17 protein-coding genes and 1 pseudogene are annotated in these 17,785 nt (G+C 69.3%); 10 read left to right on the forward strand and 8 right to left on the reverse strand.

Translation table 11 applies throughout. The features are described from left to right. Positions 1-282 precede the first annotated feature (282 nt). From IF23_RS31390 to IF23_RS0118560, 3 genes are all read left to right on the forward strand, one after another. The gene (locus tag IF23_RS31390; RefSeq protein WP_037678614.1) at positions 283-474 is read left to right on the forward strand and encodes a hypothetical protein; all 192 of its coding nucleotides are present in this window, start codon (positions 283-285) and stop codon (positions 472-474) included. 237 nt (positions 475-711) lie between these two features. Continuing rightward, complete coding sequence (locus IF23_RS0118555) at positions 712-1,080, forward strand: hypothetical protein (RefSeq protein ID WP_157848035.1); 369 nt, start codon at positions 712-714, stop codon at positions 1,078-1,080. Next, positions 1,070-1,501, forward strand: a complete 432-nt coding sequence (locus IF23_RS0118560) for a DUF6093 family protein (protein WP_030285048.1) — start codon at positions 1,070-1,072, stop codon at positions 1,499-1,501. Before IF23_RS0118555 ends, IF23_RS0118560 begins: the two co-directional genes overlap by 11 nt. Before the next feature lie 165 nt (positions 1,502-1,666). Here the strand turns inward: IF23_RS0118560 and IF23_RS0118565 are convergent, their stop codons facing one another. After that, complete coding sequence (locus IF23_RS0118565; RefSeq protein ID WP_157848036.1) at positions 1,667-1,957, reverse strand: hypothetical protein; 291 nt, start codon at positions 1,955-1,957, stop codon at positions 1,667-1,669. A gap of 1,008 nt (positions 1,958-2,965) precedes the next feature. On the opposite strand from IF23_RS0118565, the gene IF23_RS0118570 reads away from it, so the two are divergent. From IF23_RS0118570 to IF23_RS0118580, 3 genes are all read left to right on the forward strand, one after another. Continuing rightward, a complete protein-coding gene (locus IF23_RS0118570; RefSeq protein ID WP_030285052.1) occupies positions 2,966-4,018 on the forward strand; it encodes a hypothetical protein in 1,053 nt (350 codons plus the stop codon). A 17-nt stretch (positions 4,019-4,035) separates the two neighbouring features. Continuing rightward, positions 4,036-4,494 (forward strand): hypothetical protein, encoded by a 459-nt coding sequence (locus tag IF23_RS32150; protein ID WP_051739689.1) that lies wholly within the window; start codon positions 4,036-4,038, stop codon positions 4,492-4,494. A 117-nt stretch (positions 4,495-4,611) separates the two neighbouring features. Next, entirely contained in the window at positions 4,612-5,439 is an 828-nt protein-coding gene (locus tag IF23_RS0118580) for an SAM-dependent methyltransferase (protein ID WP_030285055.1), read from the forward strand. A gap of 27 nt (positions 5,440-5,466) precedes the next feature. Here IF23_RS0118580 and IF23_RS31395 read toward each other — a convergent pair whose 3' ends face one another. Together IF23_RS31395 and IF23_RS32780 are read right to left on the reverse strand one after the other, a co-directional pair. Continuing rightward, the gene (locus IF23_RS31395; RefSeq protein WP_078654070.1) at positions 5,467-6,387 is read right to left on the reverse strand and encodes a helix-turn-helix domain-containing protein; all 921 of its coding nucleotides are present in this window, start codon (positions 6,385-6,387) and stop codon (positions 5,467-5,469) included. A gap of 100 nt (positions 6,388-6,487) precedes the next feature. Next, complete coding sequence (locus IF23_RS32780; RefSeq protein ID WP_078654071.1) at positions 6,488-6,727, reverse strand: DUF397 domain-containing protein; 240 nt, start codon at positions 6,725-6,727, stop codon at positions 6,488-6,490. Between the two features lie 349 nt (positions 6,728-7,076). On the opposite strand from IF23_RS32780, the gene IF23_RS35030 reads away from it, so the two are divergent. The 3 genes and pseudogenes from IF23_RS35030 to IF23_RS31405 all read left to right on the forward strand — a co-directional run bounded on the left by IF23_RS35030 (position 7,077) and on the right by IF23_RS31405 (position 9,317). After that, complete coding sequence (locus tag IF23_RS35030) at positions 7,077-8,354, forward strand: DUF4277 domain-containing protein (protein WP_245655020.1); 1,278 nt, start codon at positions 7,077-7,079, stop codon at positions 8,352-8,354. Positions 8,355-8,410: 56 nt separating this feature from the next. Then, entirely contained in the window at positions 8,411-8,737 is a 327-nt protein-coding gene (locus tag IF23_RS35035; RefSeq protein ID WP_245655021.1) for a hypothetical protein, read from the forward strand. Between the two features lie 37 nt (positions 8,738-8,774). After that, positions 8,775-9,317, forward strand: a pseudogene (locus tag IF23_RS31405) (N-acetyltransferase family protein). Positions 9,318-10,000: 683 nt separating this feature from the next. Here IF23_RS31405 and IF23_RS0118605 read toward each other — a convergent pair. The 4 genes from IF23_RS0118605 to IF23_RS0118620 form a co-directional block, all read right to left on the reverse strand. Then, positions 10,001-10,963, reverse strand: coding sequence for a pirin family protein (locus IF23_RS0118605; RefSeq protein WP_030285059.1), 963 nt, complete (start codon positions 10,961-10,963; stop codon positions 10,001-10,003). 83 nt (positions 10,964-11,046) lie between these two features. Beyond that, positions 11,047-11,433: a GntR family transcriptional regulator gene (locus IF23_RS0118610; protein WP_030285061.1), complete on the reverse strand. Its 387-nt coding sequence runs from the start codon at positions 11,431-11,433 to the stop codon at positions 11,047-11,049. Between the two features lie 132 nt (positions 11,434-11,565). Further along, a complete protein-coding gene (gene asnB, locus IF23_RS0118615) occupies positions 11,566-13,416 on the reverse strand; it encodes an asparagine synthase (glutamine-hydrolyzing) (RefSeq protein WP_030285062.1) in 1,851 nt (616 codons plus the stop codon). A 261-nt stretch (positions 13,417-13,677) separates the two neighbouring features. Beyond that, positions 13,678-14,316: a class I SAM-dependent methyltransferase gene (locus tag IF23_RS0118620; protein WP_030285064.1), complete on the reverse strand. Its 639-nt coding sequence runs from the start codon at positions 14,314-14,316 to the stop codon at positions 13,678-13,680. 222 nt (positions 14,317-14,538) lie between these two features. Between IF23_RS0118620 and IF23_RS0118625 the strand changes: the two genes are divergently transcribed. Continuing rightward, the gene (locus IF23_RS0118625) at positions 14,539-15,462 is read left to right on the forward strand and encodes a GNAT family N-acetyltransferase (protein ID WP_030285065.1); all 924 of its coding nucleotides are present in this window, start codon (positions 14,539-14,541) and stop codon (positions 15,460-15,462) included. Between the two features lie 90 nt (positions 15,463-15,552). On the opposite strand, the gene IF23_RS0118630 is transcribed toward IF23_RS0118625, so the two are convergent. Continuing rightward, positions 15,553-17,772 carry an NADP-dependent isocitrate dehydrogenase gene (locus IF23_RS0118630; RefSeq protein ID WP_030285067.1) on the reverse strand — a complete coding sequence of 740 codons (2,220 nt, stop codon included), beginning with the start codon at positions 17,770-17,772 and terminating at the stop codon, positions 15,553-15,555. Positions 17,773-17,785: the final 13 nt, after the last annotated feature.

Genomic DNA, 17,785 nt, shown 5'->3' on the forward strand with positions numbered 1-17,785 from the left:
AGGGCAACGCTTTCGACGTCCTCTACGCGGACAGCACGTGGGACCGCGTGCAGGCCTGGGATCAACGCGCACTGGACTCTCGTAAGCGCGTTACGGGTGTCGATGTGCTCTGCTGAGCGATGCTGTTCTCTGCGGACCGCTTGCTGACCGGGTGCGTGACATGAGACTGCCGTGATTTCGCGAGCGGGACGTCTACGGCTGTTGATCAGGACGAGGTCGGGACACCTGGCCTCGGAGAGATGGGGGATCTGAGATGCGGAAGACCAACCGCCGACTCACCGCATGGGCCACGGCCCTGGCCACGGCCGTGGGGGCCACGGTCCGATCAAGGACCATTACGACTACGGCGACGCCAACGGTTACTCCTTCGACGTCCTCTACGCGGACGGCAGATGGGACCGTGTTGAACGCGGGACCAGCCGCCCGCTGGACCCCAACAACCTCGTCACCGGTGTCAACGTCCTCTGCCCCTAGCACTCCAGCCTGACTCCGCGAATCGCTGCGAATCTGGCCAGGAACGGATACAGCCGCCGCGTGTTCATCGGTTGTCCGACAACGAAGACCGTACGGAAGCCTGCCTGCAGGCGATGTCCGATAGGCCGCGCCCGGATCGCGGAACAGTTCGGCAGAACACGCTACCTCTGCTTACGCGGGAGTGTGCTGGACGAGGTGACGGGGCTTGTGCCCGACGCCGTCTCTATGGTCGGTCAGATGGATACCACCAGCGCATTGCACCATGTCAGGATCGGTGCTCGTCATGAGCACGCCGACATCGAGATCGACGGCGCCCAGGTCGCTCCGGGCGCCGTCGAGGCGTACACCGTCACCCAGGTCGCGGGCTCACCCGCGCATATCGTCCTTCACGTCACCGAGCAGCAGGATGCCCAGTGGTCGGGGGTCGCCCGGGTCGCGGTGGCTGAGGCTGCCGGTCCGGGGCCGGAGGCGGCGGTGTTCCTCGACGCCATCGACCCCGAACTTCTGGAACGGGCCGCGCTCGCCCGTCCGGACCTCGGCGCCGAGCCGCACGCGGTGACGCGGGCGATGCTCGCCCAGCTCGGGGAGTGGGCCCGTGGCCTTTGACGTCGAAGGCGCTCGCCGGGTCGTCGGCCGCCTGCTGGACGACGAGTTGGAGGTGTGGCGGGACGGCGCGGGCCGGGCGGACGACGTGCTGGACGAGAGCACCGGCCGGCTGGTGCCGCCCGCGGGGGACGAGGTGCTGGTGTGGGCCGGGCTCGGCGCGGTGATGCCGCTCGGCCGCCCCGCCCTCACCCCGCCCCTCGCCGGAGCCACCGTCGCCCAGCCACCGACCACCGACCACCAAGCCGTCCTCCCCATCGCCGCGCCGCCGCTGCGCCGTGACGACGTGGTCCGCGTCGCCGGGTCGGTCCGCCCCGGCGGGCCCCGGGATGCGGCTTTGGTCGGCCGCCGGTTCCGGGTCGCCGACGAGACGGTGGGCACCTTCACGGTGGTGCGGATCGTCCGGGTGCAGGTGATCGACTGATGCCGTCGGAGAGCCAGAACCCGCACCCCAACGCCCACCCGGACGCCCCCGCGTTCCGCGATCCGATCGCGCTGGCCGCCGCCCTGGCCCGGATGGGCCCGGCGGTCCGCGCCCGCACCCGCACCCGCACCCGCACCCGCACCCGCACCCGAGCCACCGTCGGCATCACGCGATGCTGCTGCGCGTCCGCATCCAGCGCAACGCCAGCGGCCGTCCCGGCCCGAACGTCATCACCGGGCAGTACCGGGCTTCGTGGGACGTGCGGATACGTACCGGCGGCGGGCAGGCCACCGCCGAGGTGTTCTCCAACGCCCGCAGGCGCGCCGCCCGGAGTGCGGCTTCGTCGGCGTCGACAGCCTCGGCGGTCACCACCGGCACCATCACGGTGGTGACCGCCTCGATACATCGCCCCGGTGAGCGCCGCCAAGAATCCCCATCATCACTGCCGTTCTCCACGACGCTCCGTTCACTCGCATGGCGGGGGGGCAATCGTGCGGGTGGGTTGACCAGACCGACGTCGCGCTCCTGCGAGGGGTTGACCACTGCGAAGGACTCGTCCAGAGGGCCAGAAGCCCTCGCCAGCACTCAAGGGTTCCCCGAAAAGACGGCGCTATGAAGCGGAGGACGCCTCGGCTACCGCCCGCTGGACGTTCACCTCCAACACCCAACTCACCCATTATTCGCTATAGTTAATTTGCATATTTTGCATGGTGCGCGCACTCAAAATCACTCGCGCGGGTTGTCCACTGAACGATTATGCGAACAGCGTGAGCGATCACTCCCGATCGCCCCACTTTTCCGATTGGCCGCCTTGGTAGTGGAATGTGCTCGGTAGTCGATTCCCGACAGTCACATTCGCGCCCAGTTGTTCAGAATCGCTTTAATCTGAGGGGAATTCAAACGTCATGCATTCATTGCCCAGTATCGGGCGGGCGGCGGGACGCGTGAGGGGCACGCCAGCCTCATTCGCACCAGGGGCACCCGTGCAAGTAGGTGCGAACGCACCGTAAAGGCGTACCAACTGGCTGTAGGCTCATGGGCCACACGTCCCAGAAGGCCACGGCGTGTGGGTCATGGCGCGGCCCCGGGGGTAGGGCCCCGGGGCCGCGTGGACCGGCCACTACCAAGATTGGAAGCAGCTATGGCCATGAGGAAGGACCGCGGCACACATCGAACCGGCACCGCGGCAATCCACAGGTGCAGTATGCCTACTGCACCGCAGGCAGAAACCATCGGCTCCCGCGTTTCAGCCCTGATCGTGATCTTGATTCTCACCGTGTGCGTGATCACCGGCACCTCTGTGCCAACGCACACGGCTGATCTCCTCTCCGCTGCACTGCCCGTGCTGTGCGGATGTTCCTGGTTCAGCTACCGGCGTCACTGCCGCCGTTGACCGTGGCCCGGGGGGCGGAGCCTCCGCCCCCCGGGCTTTCCACCAGGACGCACTCATTAAGGGGATAGATCATGATGTCCAAGCTCGCGCGCGATCGATGCGCCTGCTGCGGAAACGAGATTCCGCCGGAGCCCGGCCGCTCCGGGCGGCCGAGGGATTACTGCGACCCGACATGCCGGCGGCGAGCACAACGCCTCCGCGACCGCCAGAAGCTGACAACGTCCGCGGAGGCGGGGCAGCAGCGTCTCAGCCCGCCGATTGCTGAATCCGTCTATGTCGCCGCCGGCATCCTCGCCGCGACGGCGCAGCGCAAGGCCTCGCTGGGGTTACTGCTCGAACAGGCGGAGCTTGTGAAGACGGAACTTGCCACCTTCGTCGCTGCCGCGGTACGCGATGAAAGAAACGAGGGGGTCCCGTGGGAGGCAATCGCCACGGACGCGGGCACCAGCGTGGCGTCGGCACGGACCCGCTGGACGGCCCTCAAGCTGGAAAAATTGCTCGCCCTGCGCAAGCCTCCGGCCCTCACGCCACCTCCCGAGGCCACCGGCCCCGAGTATGCGATCGGACCGGTCCCGGCGGCGTCACCGGCTCCCCAACTGGCGCCCGAAGCGCTGGGCAACGCCCTGACGACGCTGCAGATCCGCCAGGATCTTCCGCTGGCCGACATCGCCGCCGAGGCCGAGCTGGCAGACGACGACGTCGAGTCCCTTCTGAAGGGGGAACGCACCGCGAGCTGGGCGGTCACACGCATGCTCACCGAGATCCTCCTCAGCGAGCCGCACGATGCCCGTGCGGTCCGGTACATCTGGGAGGCCGTGACCGGTCATCCACGGTCGGTACCGGAGACCGTCGACGCCGCCCAAAGGCGCCTTCATGATGCGTTGAGGGGCCTACGTCTCACCGTCGGCGGCCCTTCCGACACCGAGATCAGCCGCCGGTGCGCGCTACCCACCGCCCTGGTCCACCACCTCCTGAACGGCGGCCGGCCGGAGAACTGGGAGCAACTGGCCGCGGCGACCGTCGGCATGGCGGTACATCACAGCTGGATTCGCCCGCACTGGGACGACCTCCAACGGGCCCTCGCCGACGGCGAGGCCCTCCGCAACGACCGGGCCGGCTCGTGACGCGTCCCCGGCCACGCATGGCCATCACCCCGCCACGTCGTCCGCCGCTGGAGTTCGAGGCGTTCTGCCAACTCCATCAGCGTCCCTACCTTCTCTACGCACAAGCCCGCTCCGGCAGTGAGGGGTGCGCCCGCTCGACGGTGGAACGCGCCCTGGACGAGTTGTCCCTCCGCTGGCGCACCGCTCTGCAGAGTCCGTGCCTGCCCGCGCGGGCGTGGGAACTGCTTTCCGAGGCCGCCGCCGTGCACGACCCGTGTCGGCAGGAACGCCGTTGGTGCACCACCGCGTATGACCTCCTGCCCGACGAGCAGGCCGATGTGATCGTCCTGCGTCACGGGGTGAACCTGAACGTAGGGCAGATGGCCACCCTCATGGGCGCCGACCCCTCCGCCGTACGCATCCGCCTCCGTGCCGCCGAAGCCGCTCTCCGCCGACGCCGACCCAAGATGCGGACCTCGCCGTTTCTCTCCCTCTAGCCGATACGTTGCACCACCCCCTGAATTACACCCGACCGTGGGATAACACACCCTCAACTGCCCTTCTACACTGGCCTCTTCAGAGTTGTAGTACCTCCACCTGGGGCAGGAGGGCACATGTTCGAGGGAGAGAAACCCCGAACACCGTCCATCAACATGAACATGCCAACAGCAGCCAGGATGTACGACTGGCTGCTAGGCGGCATCGACAACTATGACGTTGACAAGGAGGCTTGCCATCGGCTGCTGGACATCGCGCCCAGCAGCCAGTTACTCGCCCGCAACAACCGGAGTTTCCTGCAGCGCGTCATCCGCATCCTGGCCGACGACTTCGGGATAGACCAGTTCCTCGACCACGGGTCCGGTCTACCGACGCAGGACAACGTCCACCAGATCGCACAGCGCATCAACCCTGACGCCAAGGTCGTCTACGTCGACAACGACCCCGCCGTTCTCGCTCACGCTCGTACCCGGCTCCTGCGCAACAGCAACACCCGGGTACTGCAGGCCGACATGCGCGACACCGAGGAGATCCTCGCCGCGGCAGCCGACGGCAACTTCCTTAACTTCGGTAAGAAGGTCGCGGTCCTTTTCGTTTCCGTTCTGCACTGCCTACCCGACACCAACGACGACCGCGCCCCGGCAGCCCTCATCCGCAAGATCACCCAGGCCCTCGCCCCCGGCAGCATCATCGTGATCTGCCAGCTCGTCAGCGACCACGATGAGGTTCGTGACGGCGTGACCGAACTGATGCGGCAGGCGACCGGTGGCCAATGGGGCCGCGTCCGGGAACGAGGCGAAGTGCGCGCCTACTTCGACGGACTGAAAATCCTACCGCCCGGCCTGTGCGATGTCGTCGACTGGCGACCTACCGCCGCACCGCCACCGCAGCACCTTCGCCCCACCGACTGGGTCGAGTGGGGAGGCGTCGCCGAAATCCTCTGACCGCAAGGAATGGGGAATGAAGAAGCTCTAGAGGTGCTTCGCGTACTCGTCACGCATCGCTTCAATTCGCGAGCGGCTCGCCGCCCAACCGGTCTGGGTCGACATCAAATTCTCCAGCACCAACATGTGCTCCTTGATCTCTGAAGCCCTGGTGACGTAATTAGCGCTCTTTAGAATCTCCACGTAAACCAGTTCCGCCGGCCCACCGTCTGCAAAGCGCAGATGAGTGATTGGATAAGGGGGGCTCGCCAGGGCTCCGGCAAGGAAAGGAACAATTCCGATGCTGATATTCAGCTCTTCATCGTCCCCAAGTTCCAGAAGGTGGTTCAGCTGGTCGTACATCGCACGAACACCGCCGACCGGCCGCCGCAGCACGCCCTCGTCGATAAGTGCCACCACCTCCGGGGCCGGGTCCCGGAGAATTACCTGGCGCTTCTCGCGCAGATCGGCAAGGCGATCGATGTCGGCAGCACTGTGGGTGGGAAGCCCTGCACGCAGCAATGCCTTTGCATAGGGGCGTATCTGGAGAAGGCCGGGCACAACCATGTTCTCGTAGGTCATGATCCGGTTCGCCTGCCCCTCCAGCGCGATCAGGCGACGGAAATAGTCGGTTGTCACGTCGGCGTACTGCTCGTACCAATCACTGTTCTGTGACTGCTGGTACAGCACTTCAAGCTCGGCCTTCTCGGCCGACGTTGCAGCGTAGTGCGAGGCCAAAGCCATGACGTCTTGGTATTTCGCCGGGCTCCTGGCCAATTCAAGCCGACTGATCTTCGAAACTGAAGCACCGATGATCGGCGCAACATCCTTCAAGCCAAGGCCACGCCTCGCGCGCAAGGCCCGCAGCTTCTCACCCAGCAGACGGGCCGCCGCAGCGTTCGTGCATTCACGAGCTGCGGGCATGATGCTCGCCGCCTCTTCTTGCTCCAGTTTACGAACAGCGGACACGCAGGCTCCAGTTGGGGACCGACCAGTTACCTGGGCAGTATCCCAGAAAGAGACCCGCGTGTCCGCCAGTCAGGCTACACCTCTCGATTCAGCCAGATGATCACATCGAAGAATCGACCAAGTGGTCGAATTCTGCGCACTTAACTCCGTTGATGAACGCCTTCATCTCGTCTGCCGTGAAAAGAAGGGCCGGACCCGAAGGGAAACGGGAGTTGCGGAACGCCACATCGCCACTGGGCAGACCCGTCACCTCCACACAGTTCTCCGTCTTGCTCGCCGCACTCTTGAACCACCGAGCGTCAGCGATCTTGCTGGCCGATACCCCGTTACCAAGTTCCACTCTTCTTCCTCTCACTCCGCGTCAGACCATCCGCGCGCCCTGCAGCTCACAGAGCTTTCGCATATGAAATTGCATGGCGAGCGCCAATGCAAATGGTAGGCAGACGAGTCGATCACCGAAGTCCCTCGGAAGGGTGGAATCCCCCAAGCCCACACCGCTTATCCGATAAGCAGCGTGGGTGGCAACGATCAACGCTGCTTACCCGTCCCCGGGCACCGCACCATCGTCGATCTCGTCGGGAGGCCAGGCGGCCTGCACTAGCCCTGTACTTCGCGGGTCGTTGAATCGGTTGGCGTAGAGGGCTTGGCGGTGTCCGAAGTGGGGCTGTGGGCGTTAGCCGGGTGTGTCGATGACTTCCCGGTCTCCGCGGCCTCGGTCCCAGCGTCAGCGCCTTGAGTGCGTGGTGACGTCTGTGGTGGAGAAGCGCCTGGGCGCTCTGCCTGTCGCTGCCGAGTTTCTGCGCCGGCTGGACGTGGCGGGGATCATCGACGGGTTGTGCCCGTCCGCGCCGAGTGCGCATTTGACGCACGGGCAGGTGATCGAGGCGCTGGTCGCGAACCGGCTGACCTCGCCGATGCCGCTCTTCCGGGTCGGCGACTGGGCCCGGACCTGGGCGGTGGAGGAAGTCTTCGGCATCGAGGCGGGCCTGCTCAACGACGACCGTCTCGCGCGGGCGCTGGACGCGATCGCCCCGAAGCTGGAGCAACTCGCGGGCACGGTTGGCGCGCGGGCGATCACCGAGTTCGACATCGACGTGTCGCGGTTGCACTGGGACATGACGTCCATGTCCGTCCACGGGGCTTACCCACTGGAGGACCAGGACGACGCGTTCCCGGTGATCAAGCACGGGCATCCCAAGGACCGCCGGCCTGGACCTGAAGCAGGTCCAGGCCGGGCTCGCAGTCACCGGCGACGGCGGGATCCCGGTCCACGCCAGGGTCTTCGGCGGCGGTGCGGCGAGGTCTCCCAGGTCGTCGGGACGATGAAGGACCTGCAGAAGCTGGCTGGCGAGCAGGAGTTCCTGCTGGTCGCCGACTCCAAGCTGGTGTCCTACGCGAACGTCGCCGCACTGCTGGCAGCCCGGACGGTGTTCATCGCCCCGGTCCCGGCAGCCCAGGTCAAGGACGGTTTCTATGCCGCCTTGGACCTGGAGGCGGCAACCGTCGTGGACTGGCTGCCCGACCGGGACGCGGGCAAGGACCCCGCCCAGCGCGAGGTCTACCGGGTGCTGGAGGACGTCCACACCCTGAACGGTCCGCGCAAGCGCGACCCGGTCCTGAGCGTTCGCCGCATCCTGGTCCACTCCACCGGCAACGCCGCGGGCCAGCAGGCCGCCCGCACCAAACGCCTCACCCGCGCAGCCGAGGACCTGGACAAGGTCCAGCGCGGAGCCGGCGGCAGGTACTACAACACCGCCGAGAAGATCGCGGCCCGTATCGGCGTGATTACCAGGACCCGGCGGGTCGCCTCCTGCCTGCGCACCGAGATCGGCGAAGACGAGACCGGTAGGCCCACCCTGACCTGGCACTTCGACCAGCAGGTCCTGGACCGGGAGGCGGCAGCCGACGGCTGGTACGCGCTGCTGACGGCACTGCCCCCGAGCAGGCCGACCCGGGCCAGGTCCTGATCCAGTACAAGGGGCAGGGATCGGTCGAGCGCCGTTATGCAGACTTCAAGGGCCCCTTGGCGGTCACCCCGCTGTTCGTCCAGCACAACCACCGCGTCGCCGCCCTGATCCAGGTCATCTGCCTGGCCCTGCTGGTCTTCTGCCTGATCGAGCGCCAGGTCAGACAAGCCCTGGGCCCCGAGCAGGCGATGGCCGGCCTCTACCCGGACAACCGCCGGGTCCGGCCCACCGGCCGCATGATCCTCTACCACCTGAGCGAACTCACCCTGCGGATCGGCAACGTCACCGCCCTGCCCACCGCCCAGATCACCCGAGGAGTCCAACTCCACCTCCTCGACCTCCTCGGCATCGAAATCACCCAAACCCGCTGGCCACAGACCTGAATCAGTGACCTGTCCAGCACGGCCTACACTCCCCGGTGTGACAGCCATGGAGTCAGTGATCCGCCCGGCGGTCCCGGCCGACCTGAACGCCGTGGCCGAGATCTTCACGCACTACGTCTGCCACACCGTGATCACCTTCGAGGAGGCCCCTCCACCGGTAGCCGCCTGGCGCCAGCGCCTCGACGACCTTGCCGCCCGGAAGCTGCCCTTTCTGGTCGCTGAGTTGTCCAGCGAAGTCGTGGGCTATGCGTACGCGGCCCCTTGGCGTCCCAAGCCCGCCTATCGGCACACCGTCGAGAACTCGATCTACCTCGCCCCCGGCCGGACAGGCCGAGGTCTGGGCGGAGCGCTGCTGGAAGCCCTGCTGGCCGCCTGTGCCCGAACTCACGTACGATAGATGATCGCCGTCATCGCCGACGCCGACACCGACGCCTCGGTCGCGCTGCACCGCCGTTATGGCTTCACCGACGTGGGCCGACTGGCCACCGTCGGCTACAAGCATGACCGCTGGATCGACACCTTGCTGATGCAACGAACGCTTGATCGCACAGCGGCGGATGCCACAGACCTGAATCAGTGACCTGCGGAGTACGGGACTAGCTCGACACACTGGAGTCTCTGCGACACGGAAGCATTCAGCAGCCCGATCGGCTGCCGAAGGAGGCGAGGACACGCGTGCCGGTCAAACCGATCAGCACCACAGACTCAGCCGCAACCCGAACCGAGCGCGCGGTAAACGAAATATCGGGGCGCTGACGACCTGGGGATAACCACCACTAGCACGAGGAGACGAAGAGTGAAGTCCCCGGAAGATGAGCTGGTAGTGCCACGTTGCCGCTCCACAGAACGGCAACACCGCTGAAGGCAGCCACAAAAGGTGTTCCTTGAGCGACAACGTGACGACTGTGGAAAGCCCACAGTCAACTGCGTACCGCCGTGTCCCACGGCACACGCTACGGCCGCGCTACTGAGGACGCAGATCACCTCCTCACCTCTGCACCCTCAGTACCTCCTCCCGACCGCCGTGCCACGCCCCTTCTCCGCTTGGTCGGCTCGCCCCACAGAAATCTGACACAGAGTCAATAAAGTCAGCGTGGGGTCAGCATCAGGACTGGCACAGACAATTACACATGAGCACACTCTGGAGAGCCGCAAGGGATCGATGCGCCGCCTCGGGGGCCATCCCATCTCTGGCACGACGGTGGGTGACGCTCGCGTCGTTCCTCTGTCATCTGTCTGCTCCCCGAGAGGTGAATTCGCAGCTCAGCGCACCCTCCCCCGCGGCTTCAGCGGTACGCCCGGCAGTGTCGGCGCGGGCAGCGGGGGGCTGTCGTAGCCGTGGACGGTGCCGAAGCGGTCGCCGTTCACCCAGTCGGCGCGGGCCTGTGCGATATCCTCGTGCGACCGCCCGATGAAGTTCCACCACATGATGAGGTGCTCCTCGAAGGGTTCGCCGCCGAGGAGGAGCAGGGCGCAGTCGGTGGGGGCGCGGAGCGGGAGTTCGGTGCGGCCGCAGCCGAGGTAGAGGAGGGAGCCGGGGGTGAGGGGGACGCCGTCGATCTCGCTCTCGCCGGAGATGGTCAGGGCCGCGTACTCGAAGTCCGGGTCGATCGGCAGCCGGGTGTCGGTCCCGGCGGTGAGCGTGAGGTCGGCGCCGACGAGCGGGGAGTACGTGGTGCCGGGTGAGGTGGCTCCGGCCAGTTCGCCGAGGATGACGGTGGCGGACAGGCCACCGGCGCCGGTGACGACGGGCAGGTCGTCGTGGTGCTCGAACGACGGCTCGGTGTGGCGGTGTTCGCCGGGCAGCGCGACCCACAGCTGGGCGCCGTGCAGCAGCCGGGCATGGTCGCGCGGCGACTCCTCGGAGTGCGCGATGGCCCGTCCCGAGGTCATCAGGCCCAGTTCGCGCGGGCGGACGGTCTGCAGGCTGCCGAGGCTGTCGCGGTGCAGCACCTCGCCGTCGTGCAGCCAGCTGACGGTCTGCAGGCCCATGTGCGGATGCGGCGGCACCTGCATACCGGGCTCGTCGGCGATGTCGTCGGGACCGTAGTGGTCGACGAAGCACCAGGCGCCGACCATCCGGCGGCCGAGGTTGGGCAGCAGGCGGCGGACGAGGGTGCTCTCCCCCAGCGGCACCTGCTTGCCGGGCTGGACGTCGCGGACCGGTCCGGTGCGGCCGTTGCCTCCGCAGGGTTTGGCGAGCGGGCGGATGTCGAGGTTGCTCATGGCGTCACGATAGGCCGGGCGCGGCGCGCGATTCGGGCAGCCGTGCGGATGGGCATGTCCTGCCGGGCGGGTCCGACGGCCGGTCAGCCGGTGCCGTACGTGGCGCGGAGCGCGTCGTGGACGGCGGCGAGGGCGGCGTCGTGGTCCAGACCGAGGCGGTGGGCGCGGCGGGCGTAGTCGGCGGCGGCGGTGGCGGCCTCCTTGTCGGCGGCCTCGCCCGCCGCGGCGACGAAGCTGCCGTTGCGGCCGCGGGTCTCGATCACCCCGTCGGCCTCCAGGGCGCGGTACGCCTTGGCGACGGTGTTGGCGGCGACGCCCAGTTCGTCGGCGAGACCGCGGACGGTGGGCAGCCGGAATCCCACCGGTAGCGCCCCGGACCTGGCCTGGTCGGCGATCCGGGCGCGGACCTGCTCGAACGGGGCGTCGGCGGACCGGGGGTCGAGGGTGATCCGGAGGTGCGGCGAGGACACGGCGGGCGCTCCTGGGGTGCGGCGGGTACCGGCCCGCGGGCGGGCCGGGAGCGGGTGGTCGCGCCCATTGTGCGTCAGGTGGGTGGGCGGGCGCCCCGGGGAGCGGTGGTCGGCTCCCCGGGGCGGCGCGGTTCACAGCTCCAGGCTGGTGCCCGTGGTGCGGAGCCAGGCGTCGAGGCCGAGGATGAGTTCGGCGCCGGGGCGGATGTCTCCGGTGGCGCCGTCGGCGGTGACCTCCTTGGCGACGGCGGAGTCCAGCAGCGGCTGGACGGGGGCGTTCCGGTCGGCGGCGACGCCGCGCAGCTCGCTGCGGAGCGCCTCGTTGTACCCCGGGTCCTGGGTGCTGGGGTACGGGCTCTTGACCCGGTCGGCGACGGAGGCGGGCAGTACGTCGCGGACGGCGGCGCGCAGCAGCGACTTCTCGCGGCCGTCGAACGTCTTCATCGACCAGGGGGTGTTGAAGACGTACTCGACGAGGCGGTGGTCGCAGAACGGGACTCGGACCTCCAGGCCGACGGCCATCGAGGCGCGGTCCTTGCGGTCGAGGAGGATCTGCACGAAGCGGGTCAGGTGCAGATAGCTGACCTCGCGCATCCGGCGCTGGAGCCCGGTGTCGCTGTCCAGGTAGGGGACCTCGGCCAGCGCCTCGCGGTAGCGGCGGTCCTCGTAGCCCTTGAGGTCGAGGCGTTTGAGGAGCCCGCGGTCGAGGAGCGCCTCGCGGACGGCGTTGCCGCCGGAGAAGCGGCCCGAGACACCGGCGGCTATCCAGGGGAAGGTGTCGGCGTGCACGGCCTCGGGGTCGTGGAACCAGCGGTAGCCGCCGAAGATCTCGTCGGCCGATTCGCCGGAGAGCGCGACCGTCGACTGTTCGCGTACCGCCTTGAAGAGGAGGTAGAGGGAGGTGTCGCCGTCGCCGAAGCCGTTGGGCAGGTCGCGGGCGGCGAGGACGGCGGCGCGGTGCGCCGGGTCCATCAGGGCGGCGGTGTCCAGCACGATGTCGTGGTGGTCGGAGGCGACGTGCTCGGCGAGGGCGTGGGCGTACGGGCCGTCGGGGGTGCCGCGCAGGTCGTCGGGGGTGAAGTTCTCGGTGTAGCCGGTGAAGTCGACGGCGAACGAGCGGACCGGGCCGCTGCCCTGGGCGGCCAGCGCACCGGCGGAGAGCGCGGTGATCGCGGACGAGTCGAGGCCGCCGGAGAGCAGGGTGCACAGCGGGACGTCGGCGATGAGCTGGCGGGCGACGATGTCGTCGAGCAGCCCGCGGATGTGGCCGACGGTGGTGTCGAGGTCGTCGGTGTGCTCACGCGCCTGGAGCGCCCAGTAGCAGCGGGTGGTGAGCCCGTCGCGGGTGACGCGGACGGTGTGGCCGGGGCGGACCTCGCGCATGCCCTTGAAGACGCCGTGACCGGGGGTCTTGGTGAAGGTGATCAGCTCGGCCAGGCCCTCGGCGTCGACGGCGGGCCGTATCTCGGGGTGGGCGTTGATCGCCTTGGGCTCGGAGCCGAAGAGCACACCGTTCGGGGTGGGCTGGTAGTAGAGCGGCTTGATGCCCATCCGGTCGCGGACCAGCAGGAGTTCCTCGGTCCGCGGGTCCCAGAGCGCGAAGGCGTACATCCCGTTGAGGCGCTCGGTGAACGCCTCGCCCCACTCCAGGTAGGCGTGGAGTACGACCTCGGTGTCGCTCTGCGTACGGAAGGTGTGCCCCAGGCCCTCCAGCTCTGCCTTCAGCTCGCGGTAGTTGTAGACCTCGCCGCTGTAGGTGGTGACGAGCAGGGTGCGGCCGTCGCGCTCGACGGCCATGGGCTGCTTGCCGCCGTCGAGGTCGATGACGGCGAGGCGGCGGTGGCCGAACGCGGCGTGGGTGTCGAGCCAGATCCCGGCGGCGTCCGGACCACGGCAGGCCATGGTCTCGGTCATCGCCTCAAGGGTGGGACGCTCGGTGGTGAGGTTACGGTCGTAGGAGATCCATCCGGTGATTCCACACATCTCGGCTCCTTCGTCGGCGGCGGGCCGCCGCATCCCGGCAGCGACCCCCGTTGATCACGGTACGCCGGGATAGCTGTAGCTACCACCTATGCAGATTCCGGACTGTCCGGAACGAGCCAGGGCGGCTCCGGCGAGCGGTGCGGGGCGGGCGGGAAGCGGGAGAACGCCTGGTCGGAAGCGTGCGCCGGAGGCCCCGCGCACGGCCCGGACCGGTCCCTCCCGACGGTCTCGCCTGCGGCCCCGCGCCGCACCCCGACGCGGTCAGGCGTCCCCGGGCAGCCCGGCGATCAGGGCGTACCGCTCATCGGACACCTCCCTCCCCCACAGCAGCGGATCGCCGGAAAGATCCTCCACGCGGACGCGGAGCCCGCAGTCCACCTCCCGCAGGTGCGCCCGGAGTTCAGTGGCGGCGATCCCCGTCGGGTCGGACTCGCCCCAGCGGCCCTCGACCAGGACCAGCCTGCCGCCAGGGGCCAGCAACCCCCTCCAGCGCCGCAGTGCGGCCCGCGGGTCGGGCAGCGCCCACAGGACATGGCGCACCACGACGGCGGCGAACCGCTCCTCCCCCACCGGCGGGCGTGCCGCATCACCGGTCAGGAAGCGGGCGCCGTGCCCGGCGAGCTTTGCGCGGGCGCGCTCGATCATGGCGGGCGCGTGGTCGACGCCCAGGACGCGGTGGCCCGCCTCGGCCGCGAGCAGGGACAGGCTGCCCGTGCCGCAGCCGAGGTCGAGAAGGGCGGCGGGTGGCGTGGGCAGCCAGCCGCGCAGCCGGGCGGCCCAGGCGGCGCGAACCACCGGGTCCCGCAGGCCGTGGTCGGGGGCGTCGTCGAAGGTGGCCGCGGCGGCCTGCCAGTACGCGGCGGAGCGGTCGTCGGCGGACGGTGCGGCGTCGGTGGTCATGCCCCCATGGTGACGGCGGCCACTGACAACGGCGCCGCGGCGACCGCCCGGCGGGCGCGGCACGGCCGCCCGCCCTGGGGTGGCGTCACCGGGACGGGTGGGGGGAGGCGGAACGGGCGCACCCGGAGCGCGTTCGGGAAGGGCCCGGACCGCTCCGGACCGGTCGCCGACGCGCGAAAACCGGAGGCGGCCCCCGCCGCCTCTGGCGTACCGTCCGCGGCCATGAGTCCTACTGTGCGTGACTTCCGGCCCTCGGACGCCCTGGCCGTCGCCGTCCTGCGGCGCGCCGCCCTGCCCGCGGTCCTCGCCACTCCGCGGGGCCTCGTCCGGCAGCTCGCCGACGCCGCCCCGGAACAGCGGATGCGGTGTCTGGTCGCGGAGCGTGAGGGACGGGTGATCGGCGCCGTCACCGCCCATCTGGTGCACGACAGCAGCGTCCCGGGGACGGGCTCGGCGACGCCCCATGTCCACCCCGACCACCGGTGGTACGGGGCGGGCGGCGCGCTGCTGACCGCCGCCGAGGAGCACCTCGCGGCGGTCGGCGCGGAGCGGATCTTCGCCTGGGTGGACGACGCACCGGGCCCGCTCGCCTTCGCGGAGCGGCGCGGCTACCGCCCCACCCGCCCGGCCCACTTCCTCCGGCTCGATCTGGCGGACGCGGCGCCGCCGCCCGGTCCGCTGCCGCCGGGCGTGGCGCTGCACACCGGCGCCGACCTCGCCGGGGACCCGGCGGGGGTGTTCGCCGCGGACGCCGAGACGGCGGCGGACGAGCCGGGCGACGTACCGTGCGACGCGATGACGTACCCGGACTGGCTGCGGCAGATCTGGGGGCACCCCGACCACGATCCGCGGCTCACGACGGTGGTGACGGTCGGCGGCGAGGTCGCGGCCTTCACCCTGGCGGCCACCGACGGGCTGGGCCGCTACTCCTCCGCCATGACCGGAACGCGGCGCGCCCACCGTGGCCGCGGTCTGGCGCGGCTCGCCAAGGCGGCGTCCCTGCAGCGGGCCCGGGAGGCGGGCTGCACCGAGGCGTTCACCGGCAACGACGCCGCCAACGCCCCGATGCTCGCGGTCAACCGCGCCCTGGGGTACCGCCCGTACGGCTCCGAATGGCGCTGCGTGCGGGAGCTGGAGCAGGGGTGAGGGCCGGAGGGTCCGGGAACGCGACCGCCCCGCCCGGCGGGTGCCGGGCGGGGCGGAGGGTGAGGCGTCGGGCACGCCCCGGGCCGTGGATCAGCCGAGGTGGGCGAGCGCCTGGTTGAGCGTGGCCGACGGGCGCATCACGGCGGACGCCTTGGCGGTGACCGGCTGGTAGTAGCCGCCGAGGTCGACCGGGGAGCCCTGGACCGCGATCAGCTCGTCGACGATCGTCCGCTCCTGCTCGGTCAGCGTCTTGGCGAGCGCCGCGAACGCCTCGGCGAGCTGGGCGTCGTCGGTCTGCTTGGCCAGCTCCTGGGCCCAGTAGAGGGCGAGGTAGAAGTGGCTGCCGCGGTTGTCGATGCCGCCGAGCTTGCGGCTCGGGGACTTGTCCTCGTTGAGGAAGGTGCCCGTCGCACGGTCGAGGGTGTCGGCCAGGATCTGGGCGCGGGCGTTGCCGGTGGTCTGCGCGAGGTGCTCGAAGCTGACGGCCAGCGCGAGGAACTCGCCCAGGCTGTCCCAGCGCAGGTAGTTCTCCTTGACCAGCTGCTGGACGTGCTTCGGCGCGGAGCCGCCGGCGCCGGTCTCGAAGAGGCCACCGCCGCTCATCAGCGGGACGACGGAGAGCATCTTGGCGCTGGTGCCCAGCTCCAGGATGGGGAAGAGGTCCGTCAGGTAGTCACGCAGGACGTTGCCGGTGACGGAGATGGTGTCCTCGCCGCGGCGGATGCGCTCCAGCGAGAATGCGGTCGCCGCCTCCGGGGTCATGATCTCGATCTGCAGACCGTCGGTGTCGTGGTCGGCGAGGTACGTCTTGACCTTGGCGATCAGCTGCGCGTCGTGGGCGCGGCCCTCGTCGAGCCAGAAGACGGCCGGGTCGCCGGTGGCGCGGGCGCGGGTGACGGCGAGCTTGACCCAGTCCTGGATCGGCAGGTCCTTGGTCTGGCACATGCGGAAGATGTCGCCCGCGCCGACGGCCTGCTCCAGGACGGCGTCACCGTTGCCGTCGAGGACGCGGACCGTGCCGGTGGCGGGGATCTCGAAGGTCTTGTCGTGGCTGCCGTACTCCTCGGCCTTCTGCGCCATCAGACCGACGTTGGGCACCGAGCCCATGGTGGCCGGGTCGAAGGCGCCGTTGGCGCGGCAGTCGTCGATGACGACCTGGTAGACACCGGCGTAGCTGCTGTCGGGGAGGACGGCGAGGGTGTCGTGCTCCTGGCCGTCGGGGCCCCACATGTGGCCGGAGGTGCGGATCATGGCCGGCATGGACGCGTCGACGATGACGTCGGACGGCACGTGCAGGTTGGTGATGCCGCGGTCGGAGTCGACCATCGCCATCTCGGGGCCCTCGGCCAGCTCCGCCTCGAAGGACGCCTTGACGGCCGCGCCCTCGGGCAGCGCCTCGACGCCCTTGAGGATGCCGCCGAGGCCGTCGTTCGGGGTCAGGCCCGCGGCGGCCAGGACGTCGCCGTACTCGGCGAAGGTCTTGGGGAAGAAGGCGCGCACGGCGTGACCGAAGATGATCGGGTCGGAGACCTTCATCATCGTGGCCTTGAGGTGCACCGAGAAGAGGACGCCCTCGGCCTTGGCGCGGGCGACCTGCGCGGTGAAGAACTCGCGCAGCGCGGCGACGCGCATCACGGAGGCGTCGACGACCTCGCCCTTGAGCACCGGTACCGACTCACGCAGCACGGTGGTGGAGCCGTCGTCGCCGGTCAGCTCGATGCGCAGGGCACCGTCCGCGGCGATGACCGCGGACTTCTCGGTGGACCGGAAGTCGTCCACGCCCATGGTGGCGACGTTGGTCTTCGAGTCGGCGGTCCACTTGCCCATGCGGTGCGGGTGGGCCTTGGCGTAGTTCTTGACCGACGCGGGGGCGCGGCGGTCGGAGTTGCCCTCGCGCAGGACCGGGTTGACGGCGCTGCCCTTGACCTTGTCGTAGCGGGCGCGGACGTCCTTGTCCTCGTCGGACTTCGGGTCGTCCGGGTAGTCCGGCAGCGCGTAGCCCTGCTCCTGCAGCTCGGCGATGGCGGCCTTGAGCTGCGGGATGGACGCCGAGATGTTCGGCAGCTTGATGATGTTGGCGCCCGGCGTCTTCGCCAGCTCGCCCAGCTCGGCGAGGGCGTCGTCGATGCGCTGGTCCTCCCGCAGGCGCTCGGGGAAGCTCGCGATGATCCGGCCCGCGAGGGAGATGTCACGGGTCTCCACGGCGACGCCCGCGGTCGAGGCGTACGCCTCCACGACCGGCAGGAACGAGTAGGTCGCCAGTGCCGGCGCCTCGTCGGTGTGGGTGTAGATGATGGTCGAGTCAGTCACCGGTGCTCCGCTC

This window comes from Streptomyces catenulae (assembly GCF_000718015.1).
Classification (GTDB): Bacteria; Actinomycetota; Actinomycetes; order Streptomycetales; family Streptomycetaceae; genus Streptomyces; species Streptomyces catenulae.